At 72.4% G+C, this 21,232-nt stretch carries 15 protein-coding genes; 6 read left to right on the plus strand and 9 right to left on the minus strand.

Annotated elements, in window-relative coordinates:
* Nucleotides 1-92: 92 nt before the first annotated feature.
* Together WME83_RS08995 and WME83_RS09000 are read left to right on the plus strand one after the other, a co-directional pair.
* A complete protein-coding gene (locus WME83_RS08995) occupies nucleotides 93-1,385 on the plus strand; it encodes an FIST signal transduction protein (RefSeq protein WP_437318850.1) in 1,293 nt (430 codons plus the stop codon).
* 67 nt (nucleotides 1,386-1,452) lie between these two features.
* Nucleotides 1,453-1,842, plus strand: coding sequence for a tautomerase family protein (locus WME83_RS09000; RefSeq protein WP_061624068.1), 390 nt, complete (start codon nucleotides 1,453-1,455; stop codon nucleotides 1,840-1,842).
* A gap of 240 nt (nucleotides 1,843-2,082) precedes the next feature.
* Here WME83_RS09000 and WME83_RS09005 read toward each other — a convergent pair whose 3' ends face one another.
* Nucleotides 2,083-3,666 (minus strand): erythromycin esterase family protein, encoded by a 1,584-nt coding sequence (locus WME83_RS09005; protein ID WP_437318851.1) that lies wholly within the window; start codon nucleotides 3,664-3,666, stop codon nucleotides 2,083-2,085.
* 292 nt (nucleotides 3,667-3,958) lie between these two features.
* Here WME83_RS09005 and WME83_RS09010 point away from each other — a divergent pair, with 292 nt between their 5' ends.
* On the plus strand, nucleotides 3,959-5,344 hold the full coding sequence (locus tag WME83_RS09010) for a helix-turn-helix domain-containing protein (RefSeq protein WP_437318852.1): 1,386 nt from the start codon (nucleotides 3,959-3,961) through the stop codon (nucleotides 5,342-5,344).
* Nucleotides 5,345-5,393: 49 nt separating this feature from the next.
* Here the strand turns inward: WME83_RS09010 and WME83_RS09015 are convergent, their stop codons facing one another.
* The gene (locus WME83_RS09015) at nucleotides 5,394-9,329 is read right to left on the minus strand and encodes a serine/threonine-protein kinase (protein ID WP_437318853.1); all 3,936 of its coding nucleotides are present in this window, start codon (nucleotides 9,327-9,329) and stop codon (nucleotides 5,394-5,396) included.
* 396 nt (nucleotides 9,330-9,725) lie between these two features.
* On the opposite strand from WME83_RS09015, the gene WME83_RS09020 reads away from it, so the two are divergent.
* On the plus strand, nucleotides 9,726-10,160 hold the full coding sequence (locus WME83_RS09020) for a globin domain-containing protein (RefSeq protein WP_437318854.1): 435 nt from the start codon (nucleotides 9,726-9,728) through the stop codon (nucleotides 10,158-10,160).
* 25 nt (nucleotides 10,161-10,185) lie between these two features.
* Here the strand turns inward: WME83_RS09020 and WME83_RS09025 are convergent, their stop codons facing one another.
* The 5 genes from WME83_RS09025 to WME83_RS09045 all read right to left on the minus strand — a co-directional run bounded on the left by WME83_RS09025 (nucleotide 10,186) and on the right by WME83_RS09045 (nucleotide 16,893).
* Nucleotides 10,186-11,703, minus strand: a complete 1,518-nt coding sequence (locus WME83_RS09025; protein WP_437318855.1) for a sigma 54-interacting transcriptional regulator — start codon at nucleotides 11,701-11,703, stop codon at nucleotides 10,186-10,188.
* Nucleotides 11,704-11,856: 153 nt separating this feature from the next.
* Nucleotides 11,857-12,792, minus strand: coding sequence for an alpha/beta fold hydrolase (locus WME83_RS09030; RefSeq protein WP_437318856.1), 936 nt, complete (start codon nucleotides 12,790-12,792; stop codon nucleotides 11,857-11,859).
* 10 nt (nucleotides 12,793-12,802) lie between these two features.
* On the minus strand, nucleotides 12,803-13,888 hold the full coding sequence (locus tag WME83_RS09035) for a catalase family protein (RefSeq protein ID WP_437318857.1): 1,086 nt from the start codon (nucleotides 13,886-13,888) through the stop codon (nucleotides 12,803-12,805).
* Between the two features lie 29 nt (nucleotides 13,889-13,917).
* Nucleotides 13,918-15,042 (minus strand): hypothetical protein, encoded by a 1,125-nt coding sequence (locus tag WME83_RS09040; protein ID WP_437318858.1) that lies wholly within the window; start codon nucleotides 15,040-15,042, stop codon nucleotides 13,918-13,920.
* 27 nt (nucleotides 15,043-15,069) lie between these two features.
* The gene (locus WME83_RS09045) at nucleotides 15,070-16,893 is read right to left on the minus strand and encodes a hypothetical protein (protein WP_437318859.1); all 1,824 of its coding nucleotides are present in this window, start codon (nucleotides 16,891-16,893) and stop codon (nucleotides 15,070-15,072) included.
* 548 nt (nucleotides 16,894-17,441) lie between these two features.
* On the opposite strand from WME83_RS09045, the gene WME83_RS09050 reads away from it, so the two are divergent.
* The gene (locus WME83_RS09050; protein WP_437318860.1) at nucleotides 17,442-17,921 is read left to right on the plus strand and encodes a hypothetical protein; all 480 of its coding nucleotides are present in this window, start codon (nucleotides 17,442-17,444) and stop codon (nucleotides 17,919-17,921) included.
* Between the two features lie 121 nt (nucleotides 17,922-18,042).
* On the plus strand, nucleotides 18,043-18,183 hold the full coding sequence (locus tag WME83_RS09055; RefSeq protein WP_437318861.1) for a hypothetical protein: 141 nt from the start codon (nucleotides 18,043-18,045) through the stop codon (nucleotides 18,181-18,183).
* A 111-nt stretch (nucleotides 18,184-18,294) separates the two neighbouring features.
* On the opposite strand, the gene WME83_RS09060 is transcribed toward WME83_RS09055, so the two are convergent.
* Both WME83_RS09060 and WME83_RS09065 read right to left on the minus strand, forming a co-directional pair.
* Entirely contained in the window at nucleotides 18,295-19,668 is a 1,374-nt protein-coding gene (locus WME83_RS09060) for an LLM class flavin-dependent oxidoreductase (RefSeq protein ID WP_437318862.1), read from the minus strand.
* Between the two features lie 351 nt (nucleotides 19,669-20,019).
* A complete protein-coding gene (locus WME83_RS09065; protein ID WP_437318863.1) occupies nucleotides 20,020-21,039 on the minus strand; it encodes an NAD(P)-dependent alcohol dehydrogenase in 1,020 nt (339 codons plus the stop codon).
* Between the last annotated feature and the right edge of the window lie 193 nt (nucleotides 21,040-21,232).

Here is a 21,232-nt window from a genome sequence, read left to right on the forward strand (position 1 = left end):
GCGATGGAAACCGGGCGAGCCCGGCGCGGGGTGGTGTATAGGGATCCTGCGCGATCGACCCGACCGGGGGCGCCGCAGGAGGTCCAGATCCGATGAGCAACGACGACGTGGACAGCGGGACCGGCGCGGCGTCCGGCGCCAATGAGGCTCTGCGGGCGGGCCGCGCGGGCGCGGAAGGGGCGGCGGGGACGATGAAGATGGCCTCTGCGTCCTCGACGGCGGGCTCGACGGGCGTCGCGTTCGCCGAGGCCCTGGCCGCGCTCCGCGCGGGCCTCGGCGGCGAGCCGGATCATCTCTTCCTGAGCTACACCGAGGGCCACGATCTCGCCGAGCTCGCGCGCGCCACGGCGGCGCTCCCGCCGTCGGTGCGGGTCCACGGGTCGAGCTCCTGCCTCTCGGTGATGACCGCCGCCGGGGTCCACGGCGCGCCGGGCGCCGGCCTGGCGCTGTTCGGCGTCGCGGACGCGCGGGGCGCCTACGGCGCAGCCGCCGAGCCGATCGGGGAGTCGCCGCGCGCCGCGGCCGCCCGCGCGGCGCGCCGCGCGATGGAGGACGCCGACCGGGCGGGCAAGCCGCCGGCGCTGTTCTGGCTGACCGCGCCGCTCGGGGTGGAGGAGCAGGTCCTCTGCGGGATCGAGGACGCGGTCGGGGCCGACGTGCCGGTGTTCGGCGGCACTTCCGGGGCGAACTCGCTCGACGGGGTGCTCTCGCAGCTCGGGCGCGGGCAGGCGCACCGCGACGCGGTGCTGCTGTCGGCGTTGTACCCGTCGGGCGAGATCGCCTATGCGTTCGGCTCCGGCTACACGCCGACCGAGCACCGGGGCTGGGTCACGCGCTCGGAGGGGCGGCGGGTGCCCGAGATCGACGGGCAGCCGGCGGCGGAGGTCTACAACCGCTGGACCGGCGGCAGGTTCGCCGCGCAGCTCGGCGGCGGTTCCATCGCGGCGGAGAGCGCGCTCAGCCCGCTCGGCCGGCCTTCCGGCTGGGCCGGTAAGGCCCCCCAGTTCCTGCTCATCCACCCGAACGCGGTGGACCAGGACAACGCGCTGACGTTCGGCGTGCACATCCGCGAGGGCGACGAGCTCGTGCTCATGAAGGGGTCGAGAGAGGGCCTGCTCGATCGCATCACGGCCGTGGCCGGCGCCGCGCTGGAGTCCGCGCGGCCTTCGTTCCAGCCGCAGGGCGCGCTGGTGATCTTCTGCGCCGGGTGCATGCTCGCGGTGCGCGACGACCTCGAGCGCGTCGTCCAGGGGATGAGCGCCGCGCTGGGGCCGACGCCGTTCCTCGGCAGGTTCACGTTCGGGGAGCAGGGGTGCTTCGTCCGCGGCAAGAACCAGCACGCGAACCTGTCGATCGCCGTGGTCCTGTTCGGGCAGCCGGCGTAATCGGCATGACCGCCGTAGATGGAGCCGTGGCGGACTGCGGCGATAGCGCCGCTCCAGGAGTGATTCGATGTCTCAGGTGAAGATTTACGGGATCAAGGACCGGCTCAACCCGGTGAAGGAGAAGCTGTCGCGGGTGATCCACGCCTGCGTCATGGAGGCGCTGGGGATGCCGCAGGACAAGCGGGCGCACCGCTTCTTCCCGATGGAGCGCGAGGACATGCTGGCGCCGGGCGGGCGCACCGACGCTTATACGATCATCGAGATCTCGATGATGACCGGGCGCACCGTGGAGACGAAGAAGAAGCTCGTGCGGCTCCTGTTCGACAGGATCCGGGACGAGGTCGGCATCGATCACCAGGACATCGAGATCTGCATCTCGGAGTCGCCGCCCCACGACTGGGGGTTCCGCGGCATGCACGGGGACGAGGTCAAGCTGAACTACAAGGTCAACGTCTAGGGCGGTTCTCGGCTGGGACTGAGACACCGTCCTCCGTCTTTCGTTCTCCGTTCCCGCCTCCCGTCTCCCGTCTCCCGTCTCCCGTCTCCCGTCTTCCGTCTCCCGTCTTCGTGCGCGTGCGCGTGCGCGTGCGCGCTGATTCCGGGGAATCGCGCACGCGCACGCGCACGCGCACGGAAGAGCGAAGACGGAAGACGGAAGACGGGAGACGGGGGACGGAAGACGGGGACGAGAGACGCGTCATCTTCCGGGGTCGTACGGCCGCGATGGGCTGACCCCGCCGACGAAGAAGACGCCGTCGAAGGCGGCGAGCGGGCTGAATTTCTGGAAGGCGCCCTGCCAGCGGTTGTCGATGTCGTCCTCCAGCCACGCGCGCGCCTCGCCCGAGGCGCCGCGCAGGTCGATCAGGAGCGCGCCGGTGGAGCGCGCCGCCGCGGCCTCCGAGAGGGCCTTTTCCAGGCACCGATCGCACCGGCTCGTGGGGATGAAGTCGGACGGCCACTGCTCCGGCGGGACCGGCGCTCCCGTCGGATCGAGGATCGTATCCATCGTCCCCGCGATGAGGACGTACTCCTCCCCGAAGCGCTCCGCGATGAACTCGCCCGCGCCCCTGGCGCCCGCCTTGCCGATGACGACGTCCCCCACGCGGGCTTCGACCTGGGTCTTCAGCAGGTGATAGTTGTGGGCGTAGACCATCGTCTTGCCGTGGCGCGACTGCACCCAGGCGAGATTCTCGGCGAGCGCGCGCTCGCGCGTCTCTCTCCCCTTGAAGTACACCTTGTAGGCCTCGATGTCGTCCGCCTGCATGAGGTGGCGCGGGTCGATCGTGAGCTCCGGCTCGCGGTCCTGGTAGATCGCCTCGAGGACCCTGATGTTCTCGTCGAAGTCGACGATCGCCGGATAGGCCTGCCTCGACCTGAGGTCCCGGACCATCTGCCCGGCCAGCCGGGCGGCGTGCGCGGCCCACGCGTGCTCCTCGGCCGAGCTCGCGCTCGTGTACGCCGCCTCGTTCGCCGCGAGGCGCTCGCTCAGCCGCGCGATGCCCTCCTCGAGCGCGGCCTGCTCGCCCTCGCCGAGCTGCTCGAAGCTGACCGAGGTGAAGCCGTCGAGGTAGTTGCCCGGGATGCGATCCTCGCCGAGGCTCGCATAGTGCTGGCGCACGCGCTCGGTGACCTCGTTCGCCCTCTCGGCCAGCGCCAGGAGCTCGCTGAGCTCCGCCTCGGCGTAGGCGGGGTCCACGCTCGCGAGGTAAGGCTCGAGGAGCCTCAACGCGATCACCGGGGCGTCGCCGTCCGCGGTGAGGTCCATCCCGTAATAATGAACGATCGCGGCAGGGTCTCGCTGGCGCGCGTTGTACGCCCTCATCCACTCGAGCAGGCCGCGGACCTCCTCGAACAGCCCGGAGCCATGGGTGAACCCCGCGGCCATGGCGCTCTCGACGGCGACGCCCGGGTCTCCCTGGACGTACCGCTCGGCCAGCCGCCCTTCGATGATCCCGGACTCCAGGACGATCGCGCGGAAGCCCTTGTTCTCGACCAGGTACTTGAGGAGCCGGATCCGCATCTGGTTGAACTCGTGGAGGGCATGGGCGCTCTCCCCGAGGCCCACGACGCTCGCCGCGCCGAGGAGGTCGCCGAAGGCCTCCATGTCGGCGTCGTCCTCCACCGGCTCCGTGGTCTCGATGGGTCTGGCCTCGCGGATCGCCCAGGCCGTGCCTTCGGCGGGCGGCGCGAGCGGGTCGCCCGTGGGCTCCCGCGGGGCCGAAGAGCATCCGGCCAGCGCGAGCGCGCCGAGGAGAGCAGCGAGGGGTCTGATGGGGTGCATGAGGCGGGTCTCCTTCCGTGTGTGTTCTCCGCGCCGACCCGGGGCGACGCGCGGCGGCGCCGGCGCGGGTCGGCCGGGCAGCGCGTCGCGCCTGGTGGGCGCTCCCTGCCTCTGCGCCCCGGCGGGGCGGGGAGCGCCCGGTCCGATGAGACCGGACCCGAATTTCCCGGGGCGCAGCGTCCCGCCTCATGAGGTCAGACCCGGGTCGCGCCGCGCGCCTCGCCCCGCCGGGGCCGCGGGCGCTCCGGAGGCGGCATGAGGCCGGCCGGCCGAGGTGCTAGGACCCCGCTCGATGCGGCTCTCGAGCTGGTTCGACGTGGTGTACCTGCTCGGAACGGCGCAGGGGCTGCTCACGTTCGCCCTGCTGTGGGCGCGCCGGCAGAACCGGACGGCCAACCGGATCCTCGCCTTTCCGATCGCCGCCATCGCGGCCTCGTGCGCCTATGTGCTCTACCTGCGGTCGGGCGCCTTCCGGAGCGATCCCCGATGGCTCCTCGCCATCGACACGCTGCCCGCGCTCTACGGCCCGCTCTTCTACCTGTATGCGCGCGCGCTCACGTCGCGGCCGAGGCGCTGGGGGCCCCAGCTCCTCCACCTCGTCCCGTTTGCTCTGTATACACTCTACGACATCCCTCGTTTTCTCCTGCCGGGCGAGGAGAAGCTCGCGCTGATGGCGCGCGAGGCCCGCGGGGAGCTCGCCTGGGATCAGGCGCTCTGGCAGTGGGGGGTGGAGCTCCAGGGCCTCGGCTACCTCGTGGCGGCGCTCTGGGCCGTGCGCCGCTACCGCGCCGCGGTGGCGGGCGAGTTCTCGAACGCCGACCGGATCAACCTCCGCTGGTTGCAGCGGCTCCTGGGATCGTTGCTCGTCCTCTGGCTCGGGTCGATGTTCGCGCGGATCAGCCCCGTTCCCGTGCTGGGCTATCTGCACACCGCGCTGATGGTCCTCGTCTACGTCATCGCCTACAGGGGCGCGTCCGAGCCGCAGGTCGCCCCGGCGCTGGGCGACGGCCCCGAGACGAGGGCCTCGGCCGCCGCGGCGAGCGCGGCGGAGGCGCACGAGCCCTCGCGGGGCGAGGGGCCGGCGCCCGCGGCGACGTCGCCCATGACGGCGCCGGGCCGCGAGCCCGAGCCGGCGACCGACGTTCCGGGCGCGCCGGGCGGGGCGGAGCCCGCGCCGGCCGCCGCGAGGAGCGCCGGGGCGCGGCCGGCGATCAAGTACCAGAAGACACGGCTCAAGGAGGGCCAGGTGGCGCGGATCGCGTCGCAGCTCGTCGCCCTGTTCGAGCGCGAGAGGCCGTACCGGGACCCCGATCTCACGCTCTCGGCGCTCGCGCAGCGCCTCGGCGTGCCGCCCTACCACCTGTCTCAGGTCTTGAACGACCGGTTCGGGAAGAGCTTCCACGACGTCGTGAACCTCGCCCGCGTCGAGGAGCTCAAGCGGCGGCTGCTCGATCGCGACCTGCCGGCGGAGAAGATCCTCGCGCTGGGGCTCGACTGCGGCTTCAGCTCCAAGTCGACGCTCAACGCCAACTTCAAGAAGCACACGGGGCTCACCCCCACCCAGTTCCGCGACCGCGAGCTGGCGCGCCGCGGAGCAGCGCAAGGCGCGCCTCCTGGCGCTCCCCCGGAGGTCTCCCGCGCCGCCCTGGCGGTCGATCACCACCGGCTCGGTCGCTGATCGCCGCGCGCCCGCGCCACCGCCCTCGCCGCCGCGCCGCGGCGGCGGCTCACGCCGTCCGCTCGCGCGCGTGGGGCTCGGCCGGCCGCTCGACGTCGCGCCCGAGCCACGCGCGCGCGAGCTCCCTCACCCGCGCGTTCGCCGGCACCTGCTCCATGTAGCGGAGCCGCGCGGCCGCGTCGGGGATCTTCCGGGCGCGCTCCTCGACCGCGCGCAGCGCCTGCTCGATCGCGGCCCGCGCGCGCGCCGCGTCCCCGCCGGCGAGGTGCGCCTCGCTGACCGCGAGGCGCAGCGGGATCTCGCTGTACCCCAGCGAGCCGCCGAGCGCCGCGAGGCAGCTCAGCCCCTCCTCCGAGGCCTGCCGCGCGGCCTCGGCGCGCCCCTCGCGGAGCAGCGCCTGGATGAGCGTCCGGTAGACCAGAGGCCGGTAGAACCGGTCTCGCTGCAGGACCGCGAGCGCCTTCTCCGCCGCCTCGCGCGCCTCCGGGAAGCGGCCCCGCGCCACGAGGACCCGCGCCAGCGCGCCGTGCGCCGGCCCCACGGTCGCCTCCATGGCGCCGATCTTGATGAGCTGGTTCGCCAGGTCCGTGATCTCGTCCAGCTGCTCCGGCGCGCAGCACTCCGAGAGGAGGATCAGCAGCCACACACGGACGCTGGAGACCGTGAAAGCGTCGTTGATGCGCAGCGTGCGCTCCAGCGACTCCCGCAGCTTGCGCTCCGCCTCGGCGTGCTCGCCGAGCTCCGCCATCGAGAGCGCGGTCGAGCTCGCCGCGAACTCGCGCCAGCGCCAGGGGCTCACCTCGAAGAAGACCTCCTCCGCGCGCCGCGCGTCCTCGTACGCCTGCCAGGGATCGTCCCCGAGGAGCCGCAGGAACGTGGAGCGGCTGTAGTGCAGCTGCGCGTGCGCGAGCTTCTCGCTCTCGGGCACGCGGGTCGCGAGCTGCTCCAGGCGCGCCAGGAGGCTCCGCGAGAGATCGCGCATGCCCCAGTGGCTCAGGGCCGTGATCGCCGTCGCCACGGGCATGCAGCACGCCGCCTCGCCCCCGGGCTCGGGCTCGCTGCTCATGATCGCGTTCACGAGGGGCTCCAGGTCGTCCGCCAGGCCGAGGTGGCCCGTCATCACCACCAGCCGGCCCACCGCCCGGCTCCAGGCGACGCTCCCCCGCGGCAAGAGCGACAGGGCCTCTTTGCCGATCTCCAGGCCCACGTGCCAGTCCTCGCGCAGGAAGCAGACGTCGAGCTTCATCCCGAGCAGCCGGCCCAGGATGTCGCCGCGCGGCCCGCAGGCGATGCCGCGCTCGACGCGCGAGAGCATGCCGTCGTAATCGTTGCTCCGGTACGACTGCTCGGCCGCGCGCAGGTAATACAGCGCGGCGCGCTCGAGATCCCCGCCGAGGTGCGCGTGCTCGGCCAGCACCATGGGGTCCGCCTCCCCCGCCTGCTCCAGGTGCGCCCCGGCGAGCTGGTGGCCGAGCCGCCGATCCTCGGCCGCGAGGAGGCCGTACGCGGCGTCGCGCACGAGGACGTGGCGAAACCGGTACTCCGTGTCGCCGGGGAACCGGCTGCTCCACTGCACCTCCACCATCTCGGAGCGGACCAGGCTCTCCAGCCATCGATCCGCCCCGTCGCCGCCGGCCGCCGGGCGCTCTTGCCCGAGCATGGCGAGCACGCCGCTGCGCCAGAACGTCTGCCCGAACACGCTCGCGCTGCAGAGCACCTTGCGCGCCTCCGGCTCGAGGCACGACAGCCTGGCCTGGAGCATCGCCAGCACCGTCGCGGGCTGCCCCTCGGTCTTGCCCTCGACCACCGCGCGGATCAGCTCCTCCAGGAACAGCGCGTTGCCCGCGGCCTGGTCGACGATGCGCGCCACCAGGCTGGGCGGGACCTCGGCGCCGAGCACCGCGATCACCAGCCGCTCGGCCGCCTTCCTGGTCAGGCCGGCGAGCGGGACCCGGTGCACGACCCGCCCCTGCCACAGCTTCGGGAACACGTCGTGCACCTCGCGGCGCGCGAAGGCCAGCACGAAGAAGGCGCGCTCGCGCAGCTCGAGCAGGGCGGCGTCCACGAGCTTGACCGTGGCCGCGTCGCCCCAGTGCAGATCCTCCAGCACGAGGAGGCAAGGGCGCGCCGCGGCCTCGGCGCTCAGCAGATCCAGGAAGGCGCGGCGGATCTGCTCGCTCATGATCTTCGGATCGCTGCGCGCGGCGCTCAGCGAGGCGCTCGGCCGCTCCACCGCGATGCCGCACAAGGCCGCGATGAACTCGCTCACCCGCTCGACGTCGGCCGGCGGGACGCGCTGGCCGACGCGCCCGCGGATCTTGGCCTCCTGCGCCGCGGGCGGATCCCCGGCCTGCACGTCGCAGAGGCGGCGGAGCGCCTCGCCGAGCAGGGCGTGGGGCGAGCCGGCGCTCATCGGCGCGCCGCTCGCGAACAGCACCTCGAGGCCGGGCGACCGGGCGCGGAGGCGCCGGAGCAGCTCGTGCCGCAGGCGCGATTTGCCCATGCCGGGCGCGCCGATCACGAGCGCTCCGGACGGCGTCGCCTCCTCGATGCACCCGTCGATCGCGCCGAGCAGCATCGAGAGCTCCTGCTCGCGGCCGACGCAGGGCGTCGGGCGGCCGAGCAGCGGGCGCGACTCGTCGACGCTCGCGCGCTCGCCGGTCAAGGCCAGCTGCCCGCCCATCGTCGTGATCAGGAAGCGCGGCTCGAGCAGCCTCGAGCTCAGCTCGTCCAGCCAGATCCCCGGCTCGAGCGCCGCGCCCTCCGGGTCGGGCTCGGCGGTCACCGTCGGCTCCGCGCCGGCGCGCAGGAGCGCCACCGCCCGGTCGATCGCCTCTCCGGCGGGCACCCCGCCGTGGAGCAGCCCGCGGCCGGTGGTCAGCGCGATGCGGGCCTCGGGCCAGTGCTGCTGCACCTCGAGGGCGCAGCGGGCGGCCGTCGAGACCTGATCCACCGCGCTGCTCGCCGGCGACACGATGACGATCAGCGAGCCGTCCGCCAGCCACTCGGCGCGGCCGCCGAGGCGCGCGAGCCGGAAGCGCAGGGCGTCGCGCGTCGGGCGGGCCCAGGTCTGGGCCGTGGCGGGCGGCAGCGTCTCGCTGGGATTGCCGGAGGTCGGCACGGCGAGGACGACGCTGAGCAGCTGCATCGCCTCGCCGGTGAGCGCCCGGGGCGTCGGCGGCGCCGCGAGCACCGGCGCCGGCGCCTCGTCGCTCTCCTCCGGCAGCGTCAGGGCGGCGAGCTGCTCGCGGAGCGCCGCGGCGTCGCGGGGGCGCCGGAGCGGATCCTTGTCGAGCATGCGCGCGAGCAGCTCCGCCAGCGCGGGCGGCGTGTCGGGGCGCAGCGAGACGACCGGCGGGACGTCGTCGAACAGGATCTTCGCGAGCACGCCCACCAGATCGCGGCCGGCGAACAGGTGCTTGCCGGTCAGGCACTCGAACAGGACGCACCCGAGGGCGAAGATGTCGGCGGTCGGCCCGAGCTCGCGGTCGCCCCGCGCTTGCTCGGGCGCCATGTAGCCGGGGGTGCCGACGAAGCGCCCGGTCCCCGTGAGCGTCATGCCGGCCGCCGCCCAGCGCGCGATGCCGAAATCGAGCACCGTGACGCCGTCGACGCGCTCGTCGCGCAAAAACAGGTTGCTCGGCTTGATGTCGCGGTGGACCACGCCCCGGCCGTGGGCGACGGCGAGCGCGTCGGCGACCCGCGTGAGCAGCGTCACGCACTCGGAGATGCGCAGCGGCCCGCGGTCGAGGCGCTCGCCGAGGTCCTTCCCCGACAGCCACTCCATCGCGAGATAAGGCCGACCGTCGTGGGCCTTTCCGTGCGCCAGGTACGCGACGATGGCCGGGTGCTCGAGATCGGCCAGGAATTGCGCCTCCCGCAGGAAACGCTCGGTCTCCTCCGAGCGCGCGGCGTCGGCGTGCAGCAGCTTGAGGGCCACCGGCGCGCCCGTCGTCACGTCCCGGGCGCGAAATACCTCCCCCATGCCGCCCCGCCTGGCCAGCGTTTCGATGAGGAACCGACCCGCAACCAGAGAACCTTCGAGGAACGACACGGATCGAGCCCTCCACCACCACGGCCGCGCCGAGCGCGCGGAGTGACCGCCCGGTGCGCCTGCGAGGATACCCAACTGGACAGCCCGGCGGATCGGTCTTTGCCTTGTTGCTGGGGCCGGCATTGCACTACAGCGAGCGGCGTGTTGGTGGACGTACTTGCGTCCAGGTGTGCACGTGGAGGCGTGCGCGCACACGCCCTAGGGCGTGCGCGCACGGCGTGAGGGCCGCGGCCGGACCGGCGCGCCGCGCGCGTCGGCGGATGCTTCGCGGCACGAACGATGCTGATCGCGGGGTCGATGCTCACCCCGACGGAAGGGCGTTCCTTCATGTCACCCCAGGATGCCGAGTTGCTGCGCGACAGCTTCGAGCTCGTCGTGCAGCGTGATCACGAGTTTCCTCGCCTCGTGTATCGGTCCCTGTTCGAGCGGTACCCGCAGGCGAGGCGGCTCTTCACCCGCAACAGCCCCGGGGCGCAGGGCACGATGTTCGAGCGGGCGCTCATGGCGGTGCTCGACCACCTCGAGGACGACGTCTGGCTCTCCGAGAAGCTCGCGCGGCTCGGCGCCCAGCACGCGGCCTACGGCGTGACCCCGGAGATGTACGAGGGGTTCGGCGAGGCGCTCGTCGCGGCGCTGTCCGAGGTGAGCGCCGCGGACTGGACCGAGGCGCACCGGGACGCGTGGACCCGCGCCTACCGCGCCATCGTCTCCCGGATGCGCGCGGGCGAGCGCGCGCCCGCCCGGGTCGCGCCGGGCGCGTGAGGCGGGCGCCGCCGCCCGCGCCGGCTCAGCCCTCGCTCGCCTCTTCGTCCGGCCCGGCGATGCCGTGGCGCTTCATGAGCCGGTAGAGGGCGAAGCGGTTCTTCAGCCCGAGGAGGCGCGCCGCGGTCGTCACGCTGCCCTGCGCCTCGGCGAGCGCGGCCTCGATCTCGGCGCGCCCGAGCGAGCCGGAGTCGGACGGCTGGGGCGGGATCGACTTGCCTGGATCGGTCTTGGGGCCGGCCCGGGGATCCGTCTTGGGGTCGCCCGTGTCCGGGCGGAGCACCGCGCAGAGATCGGGCGTGAGGGCGAGGAAATTGTCGTGGCTCGACCCGAGGGCGATCCACATGAGCCGCTCCAGCTCGCGCAGGTGGTGCGTGTAGGGGTGGCGGAGCAGCGCCTCGATGAGCGCCGGCGCGATCCGCGGCTCGGCGAGCCGCTCGCCGCGGCGCTCGAAGAAGCGCTCGGTCAGCTCCGGGCTCTCCCGCGCGGCCGTGGCGAGCAGGTGCCGCAGGAGCAGCGGGATGTCCTCGCGGCGATCGGGCAGGCCGGGGACGCTCACGGTGATGAGGAACCGCGCGAGGAAGTCGTGCTTCAGCGACTCGAGGGGGCGGTTCGTCGCCGCGATGACGCGCAGATCCGAGCGGCGCACGCGCGACTCGCCGAGCCGCTGGTACTCGCCGTCGCGGTCGAGCACCCGCAGCAGGTGGGCCTGCAGGTGCGGCGGGAGCTCGCCGATCTCGTCGAGGAAGAGGGTGCCGCCGTCCGCCTCGCCGATGAGCCCGGGGCGCTCGGGGCTGCCGACGTTGGGGTAGCCCTTGGCCGTCCCGAACAGCTCGGCGTCGACCAGCCCCTCGGGGAAGGTGGCGGCGTTGCGCGCGACGAACACGCCCGCGCGGCGGCGGGAGAGCGCGTGGATGGCGCGCGCGGCGAGCTCTTTCCCGGCGCCGCTCTCGCCGCGCACGAGCACGTGGTTGCCGGACTGCGCCGCGAACGCGAGGGCGCCGCGCAGCGCCCACACCACCGGGCTCTCCCCGACGATCCCGTGGGCGTCGGCGTCGCCGAACGAGAACCGCGGCGCCTCCTTGAGCGCCTGGATCACCTCGAGGCTCCACCGCCGCCGCACCACGAACAGCACGAGGGCGTTGTGCAGGGTGAGCGTGTCGCCGGCCTTCACGAGGCCCTGCGTCGCGGGCGCGCCGTTGATGAGCAGGGGGCAGCGCCCGATCGAGCGGACGGCGAGCAGCCCGTCCTCGGTGGGCGTGAGCTCGAGCTGGAGGCGCGAGATCCGCGGCCCCTCGAGCGGAGGCATCATGGCCCAGCCCACCGGCCGCTGACGGTGGAAGGCGAGGCGCGGCGCGCTGTCCTGGGACTGCGGCCCGCCGCGGCCGAGCACGCAGCGCCCGTCGACGAGCGCCGCCTCTCCGACGCGGTGCGGCTCTTCGCGCGACCAGGCGATGACCAGGTGGAAGAACTCCGGGGGCGGCTCCAGGTCGTTCCGGCCCCACAGGAGGCTTCGATCGGTCAGGGTCGTCGTGGACGTCACGGAGGAGATTCCGGAGCGTGATTTTATCACGGGAGGCCGACACGGACATCGGTAACGTTCCGCGCCCGCGCCAGGCCCATCCTTACTGCGCGGGCAGCCGCGGCCGTGGAGGCCGTGCCTGGGCGGTGCGCGCAGGGTGGCCGGATCTATGAATCAGGCCGGCTTCGCCCGCGGATGGCCGCCAGGTCGCTCGCGCGCGAGGAAGCCGCGGATCGCCGCGTTGACGATCTCGGGCTCCTCGTGGACGATCCAGTGGGTCGCCTCGGGCACGCGCATCACCCTCAGATCGGGGACGTAGAGCTCGATCCCGGCGAGGTTGCTCGCCGGCAAGAGGTACGGATCGCGCTCGCCCCAGATCACGAGGACAGGCACGGAGACGGTGAGCGAGCGGAGCCCTCGGGTGAGGTTGCTCCCCCCGACGGGCTGGCCCGGGCCCGGAGGCCCGATCTGCGCTGCACGGTAGGTGTTGAGCCCCCCCGTCATCGCGCCCGGCTGCGCGAACGCCTCCAGGTAGACACGGACGTCCGCTTCGCTGAAATATCCCTGCGACAGCCCTGGCTCGAGGAAGATCTTCCTCAGAAAGCCGTAGTCGTTCTGGGAGAGGTGCTCCTCCGCGGACCGGCTCCGGAAGAGGTGCATGTACTGGCTCGCGGCCTGCTGCGCTCGGTCCTCCCGCAGCGCCCGATCGAAGCACGCAGGGTGAGACATGTTGATGGCGACGAGCTTCTCGACGCGCTCCGGGTGGCGGAGCGCCACGGCCCAGGCCACGACCGCGCCCACGTCGTGGCCGACCAGCACGGCCTTCTCCTCGCCGAGGTGCTCGATCAGCGCCGCGATGTCCGCGGCGAGGAGGTCGATGCCGTAGGCGTCCACGGCCGACGGCTTCGACGACAGGTTGTAGCCGCGCTGGTCCAGGGCCACCGCGCGGTGGTGGCGGCCGAAATCGAAGAGCTGCCGTTTCCAGGCGTACCAGAGCTCGGGGAAGCCGTGGATGAACAGGATGAGCTTGCCAGCGCCCCTGGACGCATAATGGAGGCGGACGCCGTTCACGTCGGCATGAGCATGGGTGATGTCGTTCCTGGGCAGCATGGCGATGACCTCACCCGAATCCGAGCCGCGCCGGCTCTGCGCTCGACGGCGCGCGCGCCCGCCCGGCGCGCGGCGCCGCCGGCTCCTCGCGGCGAGCCCCGTTCCTCTCGTGGCGGAGCTTCGAGATCGCCTCGTAGACCGCGCGCCGGGCGCGGTTCAGCCCGCCGAGCGGCCGGTGCGCCGGCAGCGCGTGCCAGGGCGTGAACGAGAGGTTCTCCTCGAACTCCGCCTGTCCCGGGAGGTCGAGGCGCTGCGCCGGGATGATCATCGTCGCGACCTTGGTGAACGGCGCCAGATCCTCGCTCCAGCGGATCGTCGGATCCTCGATCGGCGTCTTCGTCGGGTGGGCCTGGAGCTGCACGAGGAAGTCGAACATCCAGTCTCCCTGCTCGAGCTGCCGCGCCACCGCCTGCTTGAGCGCGTCGTCGCCCGGCTCGACGTCGACCCCGGGCGCGCCGCAGGGCCGGGGGACCACGCAGAACTTCATCGCCCGCTCGCCGAGCCGGAACGGCGTCTGGCTGAAGTACCGGGCGTGCAGCGGGTTCTTCACCGGCTTGAGCACGACGGAGAGGTAGTTCATGAGCTCGCGCAGCCGGAGGCGGGGCGGGCGGAGCGAGCAGAAATACGAGAGGGGTTTGCCCGCGCTCATGGCGGACATGAGCTCGAGGTAGTCCGCGACGTTCCGCGAGAAGAACACGTCCGTGTTCCCCATCAGGAAATCCTGCGTCGTCGCGTCCTTCTCGCCGTCGAGGATCTTCTCCCCCTCGACGCCGAGCAGCTTGATCGCCATGCAGCGGGAGTCGCGCTTCATGTCGGACTGGACGCGCGAGGAGGTCGACGAGAGCCGGACCCACGCCGGGTAGACGCGCGGCTCCCGGAAGACGCCGTGCCGGAGCTCGCGGGGCAAGCCCTCGTCGACGATGAAGTGGGCCCTCACGCAGCCGTGCGACTTCGGGTGCACCCCGCGGAGCGCGGGCGAGGCGCCCGAGGGGTACGCTTGCTCGTAATTGCGCCTCATGATCTCGATGATCTGGCGGATGCTGTCTTCCTCGCCGGGCGGCGGGTACTCCTCGTGGAGCTTGAGCGTCGTGTTCATGACCAAGATCCTCGATGTCGTTGGTGGGCTCAGGAAGGTTTGGCGACGGCGCGCTCGCGCGCGGGGAGCGGCAGGGCGGTGCTGGCGACCTTCACGCCGGACGCGCTCTCCAGGCGCTTCCGGTGCTGCACCTCGTTGCGCATCTGGATGAGCCGAGCGAACGTGGTGACCCAGAACGGCGCTCCCAGGGAGAGCAACCCGCACGAGAAGGCGAGCCCGGCCAGCCAGAACAGCGTGTCCTGGAGGAGCTCCAGCGAGGTCGGCGGGGGCGCGAGGACGTCGTGGCGGTACGCGCGGAACCGCTGGACGATCCAGCTCTGCTGCCAGCCGACGCCGAGGTTCGCCTCGTCGAGGAGGGTCGCCGTCTTCTGTATCTCGAGGCCGAGCTCCTCGAGCGTGGCGTCGGGGAGCTCGTCCGGCGCGCCGGCCGGGCGCTCGCCCAGGCGCGCCGCGGTGGTCGTCACGGCGTCCGCGTGGGCGGCGACCTGCGCGCGCGCGGCGCCGCTCTGGTGGAGCCGCGCGAGCACCTGGAAGCCGTCGAAGTTGAAGAGGATGACCACCATCATCGAGACGAGGAGCGTCAGCCGCCGCACGCGCATCTTGAACGTCTGCGACGCCGTGCCCTCGAGCGTGGGGAACCAGCGGCGCACGTACGTGGAGAACTGCTCCAGCGTCGCGTAGCGCTTCGGCGCGCTGGGGCCGCCCTGGCCGCAGCTCACCCAGCGGCTGGGCAAGAGGAGCTCGCGCCCGTCCCCGTCGGCCGGCGCCGAGGCGCCGGTGGCGATGCTGATCAGGTCCTCGACGTCGATGTACTCGACGAGGCCCGCGAGCCGCCCGGGGTCCGAGCCGTACGCGAGCTTCGCGCTGCGCGCGTGCAGGACCGGATCGGAGAGCACCTCGTGCACGAAGCGCATCTCGCAGGCCTCGTTCCTTTCGAGCGCGCCTTGCGCCGGGAGCCCGGTCGCCGGATCGACGACGTCGGGGTCCTTGTGGAACGCGCGGAAGCCGTGCATGAGCGACCGCAGCATGTGGACGAGGACGCCGGAACGGTAGCGCCCGACGTTGACGATCACCTGCACGACCGCGCTCACGAACAGGCTCGCAGTGAGCATGATCATGGCGAAGGCCAGCGCGGTTTCCAAGAGGGGGATCATGACTCTGCTCCTTTTGGTCCGGTTCGATCAAAGGGTCTTGAGATAGTCGATGAGGGCCTCGCGGTCCTCCGGCGGGAGGTCGGTGCCGTACGTGTGCCCCTCGTTGCCGTTGCCCGGGATCGGCTTGCCGTTGTCGTCGACGGTGCGGTAGAGGAAGAGCGCGCGCTCGCCCTCCATCGGCTCGGTCGACACCCACCCGACGTTGCGCTGGTCGAAGCGCCGGTCGCCGCGGTAGAACTGCTTCGGCCGGAACTCCCGCGCCTTCTCCGGAGCGAGCTTGCCGCGGGGCGCCGGCGGCTTGAGCAGGTCGGCCAGCGTGGGCACGGAGCCGTTGTGGAGGTAGGGGGCGCGCGCCCAGATCCCGTCGAGCGGGCCGGCGAGGTACTCGCCCGCCTCCCTGACCGGCCGGAACGCGTCCTTCTCCCAGAGCAGGCGCCGCTCGCCGTACGCGTTGAGCGCGTCCGCGGCCGGCTTCATGAACGCCTTGGAGCGCTCCGCGTCGGTCCCCGTGTCGACGCGATCCATGTAGAGGCTGCCCTCGACCTCTTCGATCGTGCGCCCCTCCGGGTCGTAGAGCCCGTGGCACGAGGCGCAATGCTCGGTGAAGACCGCGAGGCCGCGCTCCACCCGCTCGGCCTCGGGCGCCGTGAAGGGGTATTTCGGCGCCGGGAGGTCGCGGTCGAGCCAGCGCCCGATCGCGTCGATGGTGGGCTTGTTGAGCGACATCGGGACGGCGCCGACGCCGATGGCCGAGCCGCGATTGCGCGCCTTGGAGCTCATCGTGTTGCCGTCGACGTGGTGCCACTCGCGGATCTCGGCGCGCTGGTTCCACAGCGAGGGGAAGTCGATCTGGGCCGCGGAGCCGTCGTCGGGCGCCTTGAGGACCTCGAACTTGACCGCGTTGAAGGGGTCGATGCGCCCCGGGCCGTTGTCGGCCCGGAGGTCCATCCAGTCGAACGCCCCGGAGCTCCCCCGCTTCTTCAGCTCGACGAGGAGGATCCGGTAGAGCGCCTGCTCGCGGGCGGTGAGCGGGGCGGCCCCTTCCTCGGCGAGCGCGGCGTTGATCTCCTGGATGAGCCGATCGCCGGTCATGCGCTCGTCCTGGAAGGCGCGCGCGAAGAAGCGCTTGAACCCCTGCAGGTCGGCGGTGTGGTTCGGCATCCCGTCGACGTAGACCGGCTCGCCGCGCTCGTTCAGGTACTCGCCGCGGTGACAGCCCGAGCAGTTGATGGCGACGCGCTTCAGCGCGAAGCGGGTGCGCAGGAGCGGGATGTTCAGGGTGGAGTCGGCCAGAAAGAGCCCGCGGCCCACCGGTCGAGACGCGTAATAGGCGGCGTCGTCGGCGCCGAAGCCGAAGCGATCGTAGCCGCGCCCCTTGAACTCGTCGTCGAAGATCTTCGGCATGACGCGGAAGATCCAGTAGGGGACGCCGCCGCCGAACTCGGTGCCCGTGGCGCCGTAACGGAAGCGCCACACGATGTCCTCGGGGTCGATCTCCTCCACGCCTTGCGCGAGCTGCTCCTTCGGAATGGCTTCTTCCGAAGGGAGGCGGAGGTCGACCGCGACCGTCGCGTCGAGCTGCCCTGGCCGGAAGACAAGGACGGTGAGCAGCACGAGGAAGGTGACGAGCGGGATGCAGAAGGCGGTTTGGCTCGTGCTCAGCCAGCCCGCGGCGCCCGTGACGAACTGCCGGATCCAGGCGCCGTACTTGCCGGCGCCGCGGGGCGCGACGTCGATCTCCCCCGGCTGCGGGGGGGAGCTGTCGATCAGGGTGCGGGACACCTGTTCGTACTGCCGGAGGGTCAGGGGGGACATGCTGCTCGGAATCATGCGATCGTCGTCGGTGGGCATCGCGGTGCTCTCCTTGGCAGCGCGGGGCGAGCGCGGCTTCGGTCCTGCGGGGACCGCGCCGGGCGGCACGCCTCGGCCAGCAGGGGGCGCGGCGCCACGGGTGCGCCACGCTGCGTCGTCTGCTTCGCCCCAAGCACGGCGTGGGCCACCCCATCTGTCGGCGAAAATGTCGGGGTTTGCTGGGGAATCCGGGGGGTGCGAGCGCACGGAGCGCACGTGCACGCACGCACGGACCCGCACGGTGCTCTGTCCAGAGGGCCGCCGGAGAGGGTGCGTCGTCGGCATGAGTGTCAGCGGGCGCACTCTCCGCCTCGGTCGGCGTGCCCCGATCGCCCTCGTCCTCCTCCGTCGTGGACTCCAGCCCTCGTCCGAGGCGCGCCGCGCCCTCGCCGAGCGTCGCCCGCGGCTCCGGGGAGCGGCGCTGGCGGCGCGCCGCGCGGCCGGGCCAGCGTCAGGGCACCGGCCCCCCTGGGAGCACGAAACCAGCGTCAACGACGCCGGGGTGCCGGCGAAGAAGAGCGTGACCCCGCAGAACGACGGAGGCGCTGATGGTTCATCGATTCGTGTCAGGGCTTGGTTCTCTCCTCCTCACCGCGCTCGATCCCTCGGCCGGCGTGGGCTTCGCGGCGACCCTGCCGGCGATGGCCAGCGTGGCGCAGCCGGCGCAGGCGTCGGTCATCGAGCTCGCCGGTGGGGACCCGCAGCCTGGAGATCCCCAGTGCGGCGCGTGCGCCGCGTACGTCTTGGAGGAGCAGGCGCTCTATGTGTTCTTCAAGGCGGTAGGCGCCGCGCCTCGCCTGCGCCTCGATCTCTATTCGTCGAACCACCAGCTCGTCGGCACCTACGCGCTCAAGCCGACCGCGGGCTACGGCATCGGCAGGATAGCGTACGCCGTCCCCGGGGGCCCCGCGCGTGACGTGGTCCAACGGGGCGTCATGCGCTGGAACGGCGAGCAGCCCGGCGTCGTTTATCAGATCAGCGTCGCCATCCAGAGCTCGTGGCGGGGCTGGGGCTCCCTGGACGACTAGGCATGAGATGGATCCGTCAATCGCGACATCGATGTTGCTCTCGCGGCGGCGGGCCGTGTGTCATCTCTCTGCGTCGGCGGCGGAGCGCCGCGCGCACCGCCGACAGGAGGAGAAGAGCCCCATGTGCCCTGCGTGCCTCGCGTCCATCGGAGTGGTCCTCGCCAAGGCGGCATCGGCCGGCGCCGTGACCGCGTTCGTCGTCAAGAAGCTCCGGAACAGGAAGAACGCCGGCGTCACCGCCTCCGCGGGAGGGCGCCGATGAGCTGCGCCAAGGTCGCTCCGCGGCAGGAGCGGCTGGCAGCGCGCTCGCGCTGCCGCGGCCTGAGCTGAACTGAGCTGAAGCGCGCTCGCCGGTCGTCCGGCGGGCGCGCGCTCAGCGCGCCGCGGCGGCGGCGGCCAGGCCGCCGGCCGCCCGGCGCGCCGCAAACCGGTTCTCCGGCCGGGGGAGCCCGTAGTGGTCCCGCAGCGTCGTGCCCTCGTACTCGGCGCGGAACAGGCCGCGCCGGCGCAGGAGGGGCACCACGTGCTCGACGAACGCCTCCAGGCCGGAGGGGAGCAGCGGCGGCATCACGTTGAAGCCGTCCGCCGCTCCGTGCGTGAACCACTCCTCGATCGTGTCCGCGACCTGCTCCGGCGTGCCGGTGAACGTGCGGTGTCCGCGGCCGCCCCCGAGGCGCGAGAGCAGCTGTCGCACGGTGAGGTTTTCCCGCCGCGCGAGGTCGGTGACGAGCGCGAAGCGGCTCTGCATCCCCCGCACCGCCTTCACGTCGCCCACGGGGGGCAGCGGCCTGTCCAGGTCCGCCTCGGTCAGCTCGACGCCGATCAGGCCGGACAGCTGCTTCAGGCCGTAGGCGGGCACCTGGAGCTCCGCGAGCTCGCCCTCGCGCCGCCGGGCCTCCTCCTCGGTGCCGCCGAGGATCGGCACTATCCCCGGCAGGATCTTCACGAGGGCCGGGTTCCGCCCGAACGCGGCGACCCGCCGCTTGAGGTCCGCATAAAACGCTTGCCCCTCGGCCAGGGTCTGCTGCGCCGTGAACACCGCCTCGGCGTACTGGGCGGCGAACTCCCTGCCGTCCTCCGAGGAGCCTGCCTGCACGAGGAGCGGGTGGCCCTGCGGCGTGCGCGGCACGTTGAGCGGGCCGCGCACGCGGAAGAACCGGCCCTCGTGGTCGATGCGGTGGATCTTGTCGCCGTCCGCGAAGCGCCCTGTCGCCTTGTCGCCGATCAGGAAGTCGTCTTCCCAGCTGTCCCACAGCTTGAGGCACACGTCGACGAACTCGGCCGCGCGCTCGTACCGGTGCCGGTGCTCCGGCACCTCGTCGAGGCCGAAGTTCTGGGCCGCGTCGCTGCCCGCCGTGGTGACGATGTTCCACCCGGCCCGGCCCCCGCTGATGTGGTCTATCGTGGCGAAGCGGCGGGCCAGGTTGTAGGGCTCGTTGTACGTGGTCGAGGCCGTCGCCACGAGCCCGATCCGCTCGGTCACCGCGGCCAGCGCCGGCAGCAGCGCCGTCGGGTCGAGCCGACCCACGGGCCGGTACCGGATGTCGCCCTGCAGCGCCGGGCCGTCGCCGAAGAAGATCGAGTCGAACGTCCCGCGCTCGGCCACGCGGGCAAGGTGCTTGTAGTGCGCCACGTCCCACGTGCCGGTCGGGTGGCTCTCCGGGAACCGCCACGCCGACTCGTGGTGTCCTATCGTCATCAGGAACGCGTTGAGATGCAGCTTGCCGGGTCGGTGGGGCACGGTCACGGGAGACTCCTTGTCAGGCTCGGGGGACGCGCGGGCGTCGAGCGGGGGGGGGGCCGCGGCCGACGATGCCTGAGGCGAGCGACGGGCGCGGGCGTGGTCGGCGAAGAACGAGCAACCGCCATGCCGCAGCTCCGCGCGCGGCACGGCGATTGCCGTCGGTCGGCGCGCGCCCGCTGGCAGGCGGTGCCGAGCTGTCGTCAGCCCGGAGCGCTGCTGGTGCGCTGCTGCCTCAGCAACAACCCGGGGCGATCCGCTGCTCCGGCGCGAGCACGAGGTGCGTCATGGCCTCCTCACCGCCCTGGCCGGCGGGCTCTGTCGAAAGCGCCGGAGACCGCTCCGGCGCCGAGGGCTTCATGCGCGGGGCAGCTCGCAAGCAGCCGTACGGGGTGGCCCGCCCACCGTGAGCACGACGTTTCCCCGCTTGTGCCCTGCCTCGACATACCGATGCGCCTGGGCGGCTTCGGCCAATGGATAGGATCGGTCGATCACCGCGGTGAGCTCTCCGGCCTCGATCAGGTCTCGCAGGTACGCGAGGTCGTCCGACGTCCAGTGGAAATTGGAGGCTCCGCCGAGGATGCGCTTCCCTCCCACGAGGGACGTCCAGAGCATCCCCACGATCTCCCGGAGGCCGAACACGGTCACCAGATAACGGCCCCTGGGGCGAAGGCAGCCCTCGACCTGGGCCATCGACGTCGTGCCGACGGTATCGAAGACGACGTCGTAGGCCTGGCCGCTCCTGGTGAAGTCTTGCCGCGTGTAGTCGATGACCTCGTCCGCGCCCAGGGACGCGACGAGGGCCAGGTTTCGTCCGCTGCACACCCCCGTGACCCGCGCGCCGAGGGCCTTGGCGAGCTGTACGGCCGCCGTACCGACCGCCCCCGAGGCGCCATGGACGAGGACGTCCTCTCCGGCCTTCAGCTTGGCCATGTTCCTCAGGTACACGAGCGCGGTCAACGCCCCGTTGGGGATGGATGCCGCCTCTTCGTAGCTCATGTTGCTCGGCTTGGCGGCCATGACCGCGCGCTCGGGGACGCATTTGTACTCGGCGTGGGCGCCCAGGCCGACCCCGGTATAGCCAAAGACGGGATCCCCCTTGCGATAGCGGGTGACGTCGCTCCCCACGGCCTCGACCTCTCCCGCGAACTCCATGCCCAAGATCGGCTTCCTTGGCCGCCGGAACCCGAAGAGCATGCCGACCGGGAGCCAGAGCAGCGGCGGATGCTTGAACGCCCTCATCTTCGGATCCTCGGCGGTCACCGTGGTCGCGTGGATGCGGACGAGCACTTCACGGTTCCCGGGAGCGGGCTTGTCCACCTCGGCGAGCCTCAGGACCTCCGGGGGACCGTACGCGGTGAAGACGATGGCTTTCATCGGGGTGGCCTTTCGGTCGGGGGGCGCGGCCGGGCACGGGCGCGCCGCGGCCGAGCCGGGCGTGCGCCATGCCGCTGCGCCGTTTCTCTGCACCATGGCGCCGCTCTCGTGGGCGGCCGCTCCAGGACGGAGCATCTCTGCTCCTGGCCGGCGGCTTCGGTGCGACGCGCGCGGCGGGGTCGCGCGCCCCACG

The sequence above is a fragment of the Sorangium sp. So ce385 genome, from assembly GCF_051474135.1.
Classification (GTDB): Bacteria; Myxococcota_A; Polyangia; order Polyangiales; family Polyangiaceae; genus Sorangium; species Sorangium cellulosum_D.

Coding starts and splice junctions, on each gene's coding strand:
- WME83_RS09030 (WP_437318856.1), bottom strand. CDS start 12,792: ATGCTGCCCAGGAACGACATCACCCATGCTCATGCCGACGTGAACGGC.
- WME83_RS09020 (WP_437318854.1), top strand. CDS start 9,726: ATGTCACCCCAGGATGCCGAGTTGCTGCGCGACAGCTTCGAGCTCGTC.
- WME83_RS09050 (WP_437318860.1), top strand. CDS start 17,442: ATGGTTCATCGATTCGTGTCAGGGCTTGGTTCTCTCCTCCTCACCGCG.
- WME83_RS09065 (WP_437318863.1), bottom strand. CDS start 21,039: ATGAAAGCCATCGTCTTCACCGCGTACGGTCCCCCGGAGGTCCTGAGG.
- WME83_RS09055 (WP_437318861.1), top strand. CDS start 18,043: ATGTGCCCTGCGTGCCTCGCGTCCATCGGAGTGGTCCTCGCCAAGGCG.
- WME83_RS09040 (WP_437318858.1), bottom strand. CDS start 15,042: ATGATCCCCCTCTTGGAAACCGCGCTGGCCTTCGCCATGATCATGCTC.
- WME83_RS09000 (WP_061624068.1), top strand. CDS start 1,453: ATGTCTCAGGTGAAGATTTACGGGATCAAGGACCGGCTCAACCCGGTG.
- WME83_RS09045 (WP_437318859.1), bottom strand. CDS start 16,893: ATGCCCACCGACGACGATCGCATGATTCCGAGCAGCATGTCCCCCCTG.
- WME83_RS09035 (WP_437318857.1), bottom strand. CDS start 13,888: ATGAACACGACGCTCAAGCTCCACGAGGAGTACCCGCCGCCCGGCGAG.
- WME83_RS09005 (WP_437318851.1), bottom strand. CDS start 3,666: ATGCACCCCATCAGACCCCTCGCTGCTCTCCTCGGCGCGCTCGCGCTG.
- WME83_RS09015 (WP_437318853.1), bottom strand. CDS start 9,329: ATGGGGGAGGTATTTCGCGCCCGGGACGTGACGACGGGCGCGCCGGTG.
- WME83_RS09010 (WP_437318852.1), top strand. CDS start 3,959: ATGCGGCTCTCGAGCTGGTTCGACGTGGTGTACCTGCTCGGAACGGCG.
- WME83_RS08995 (WP_437318850.1), top strand. CDS start 93: ATGAGCAACGACGACGTGGACAGCGGGACCGGCGCGGCGTCCGGCGCC.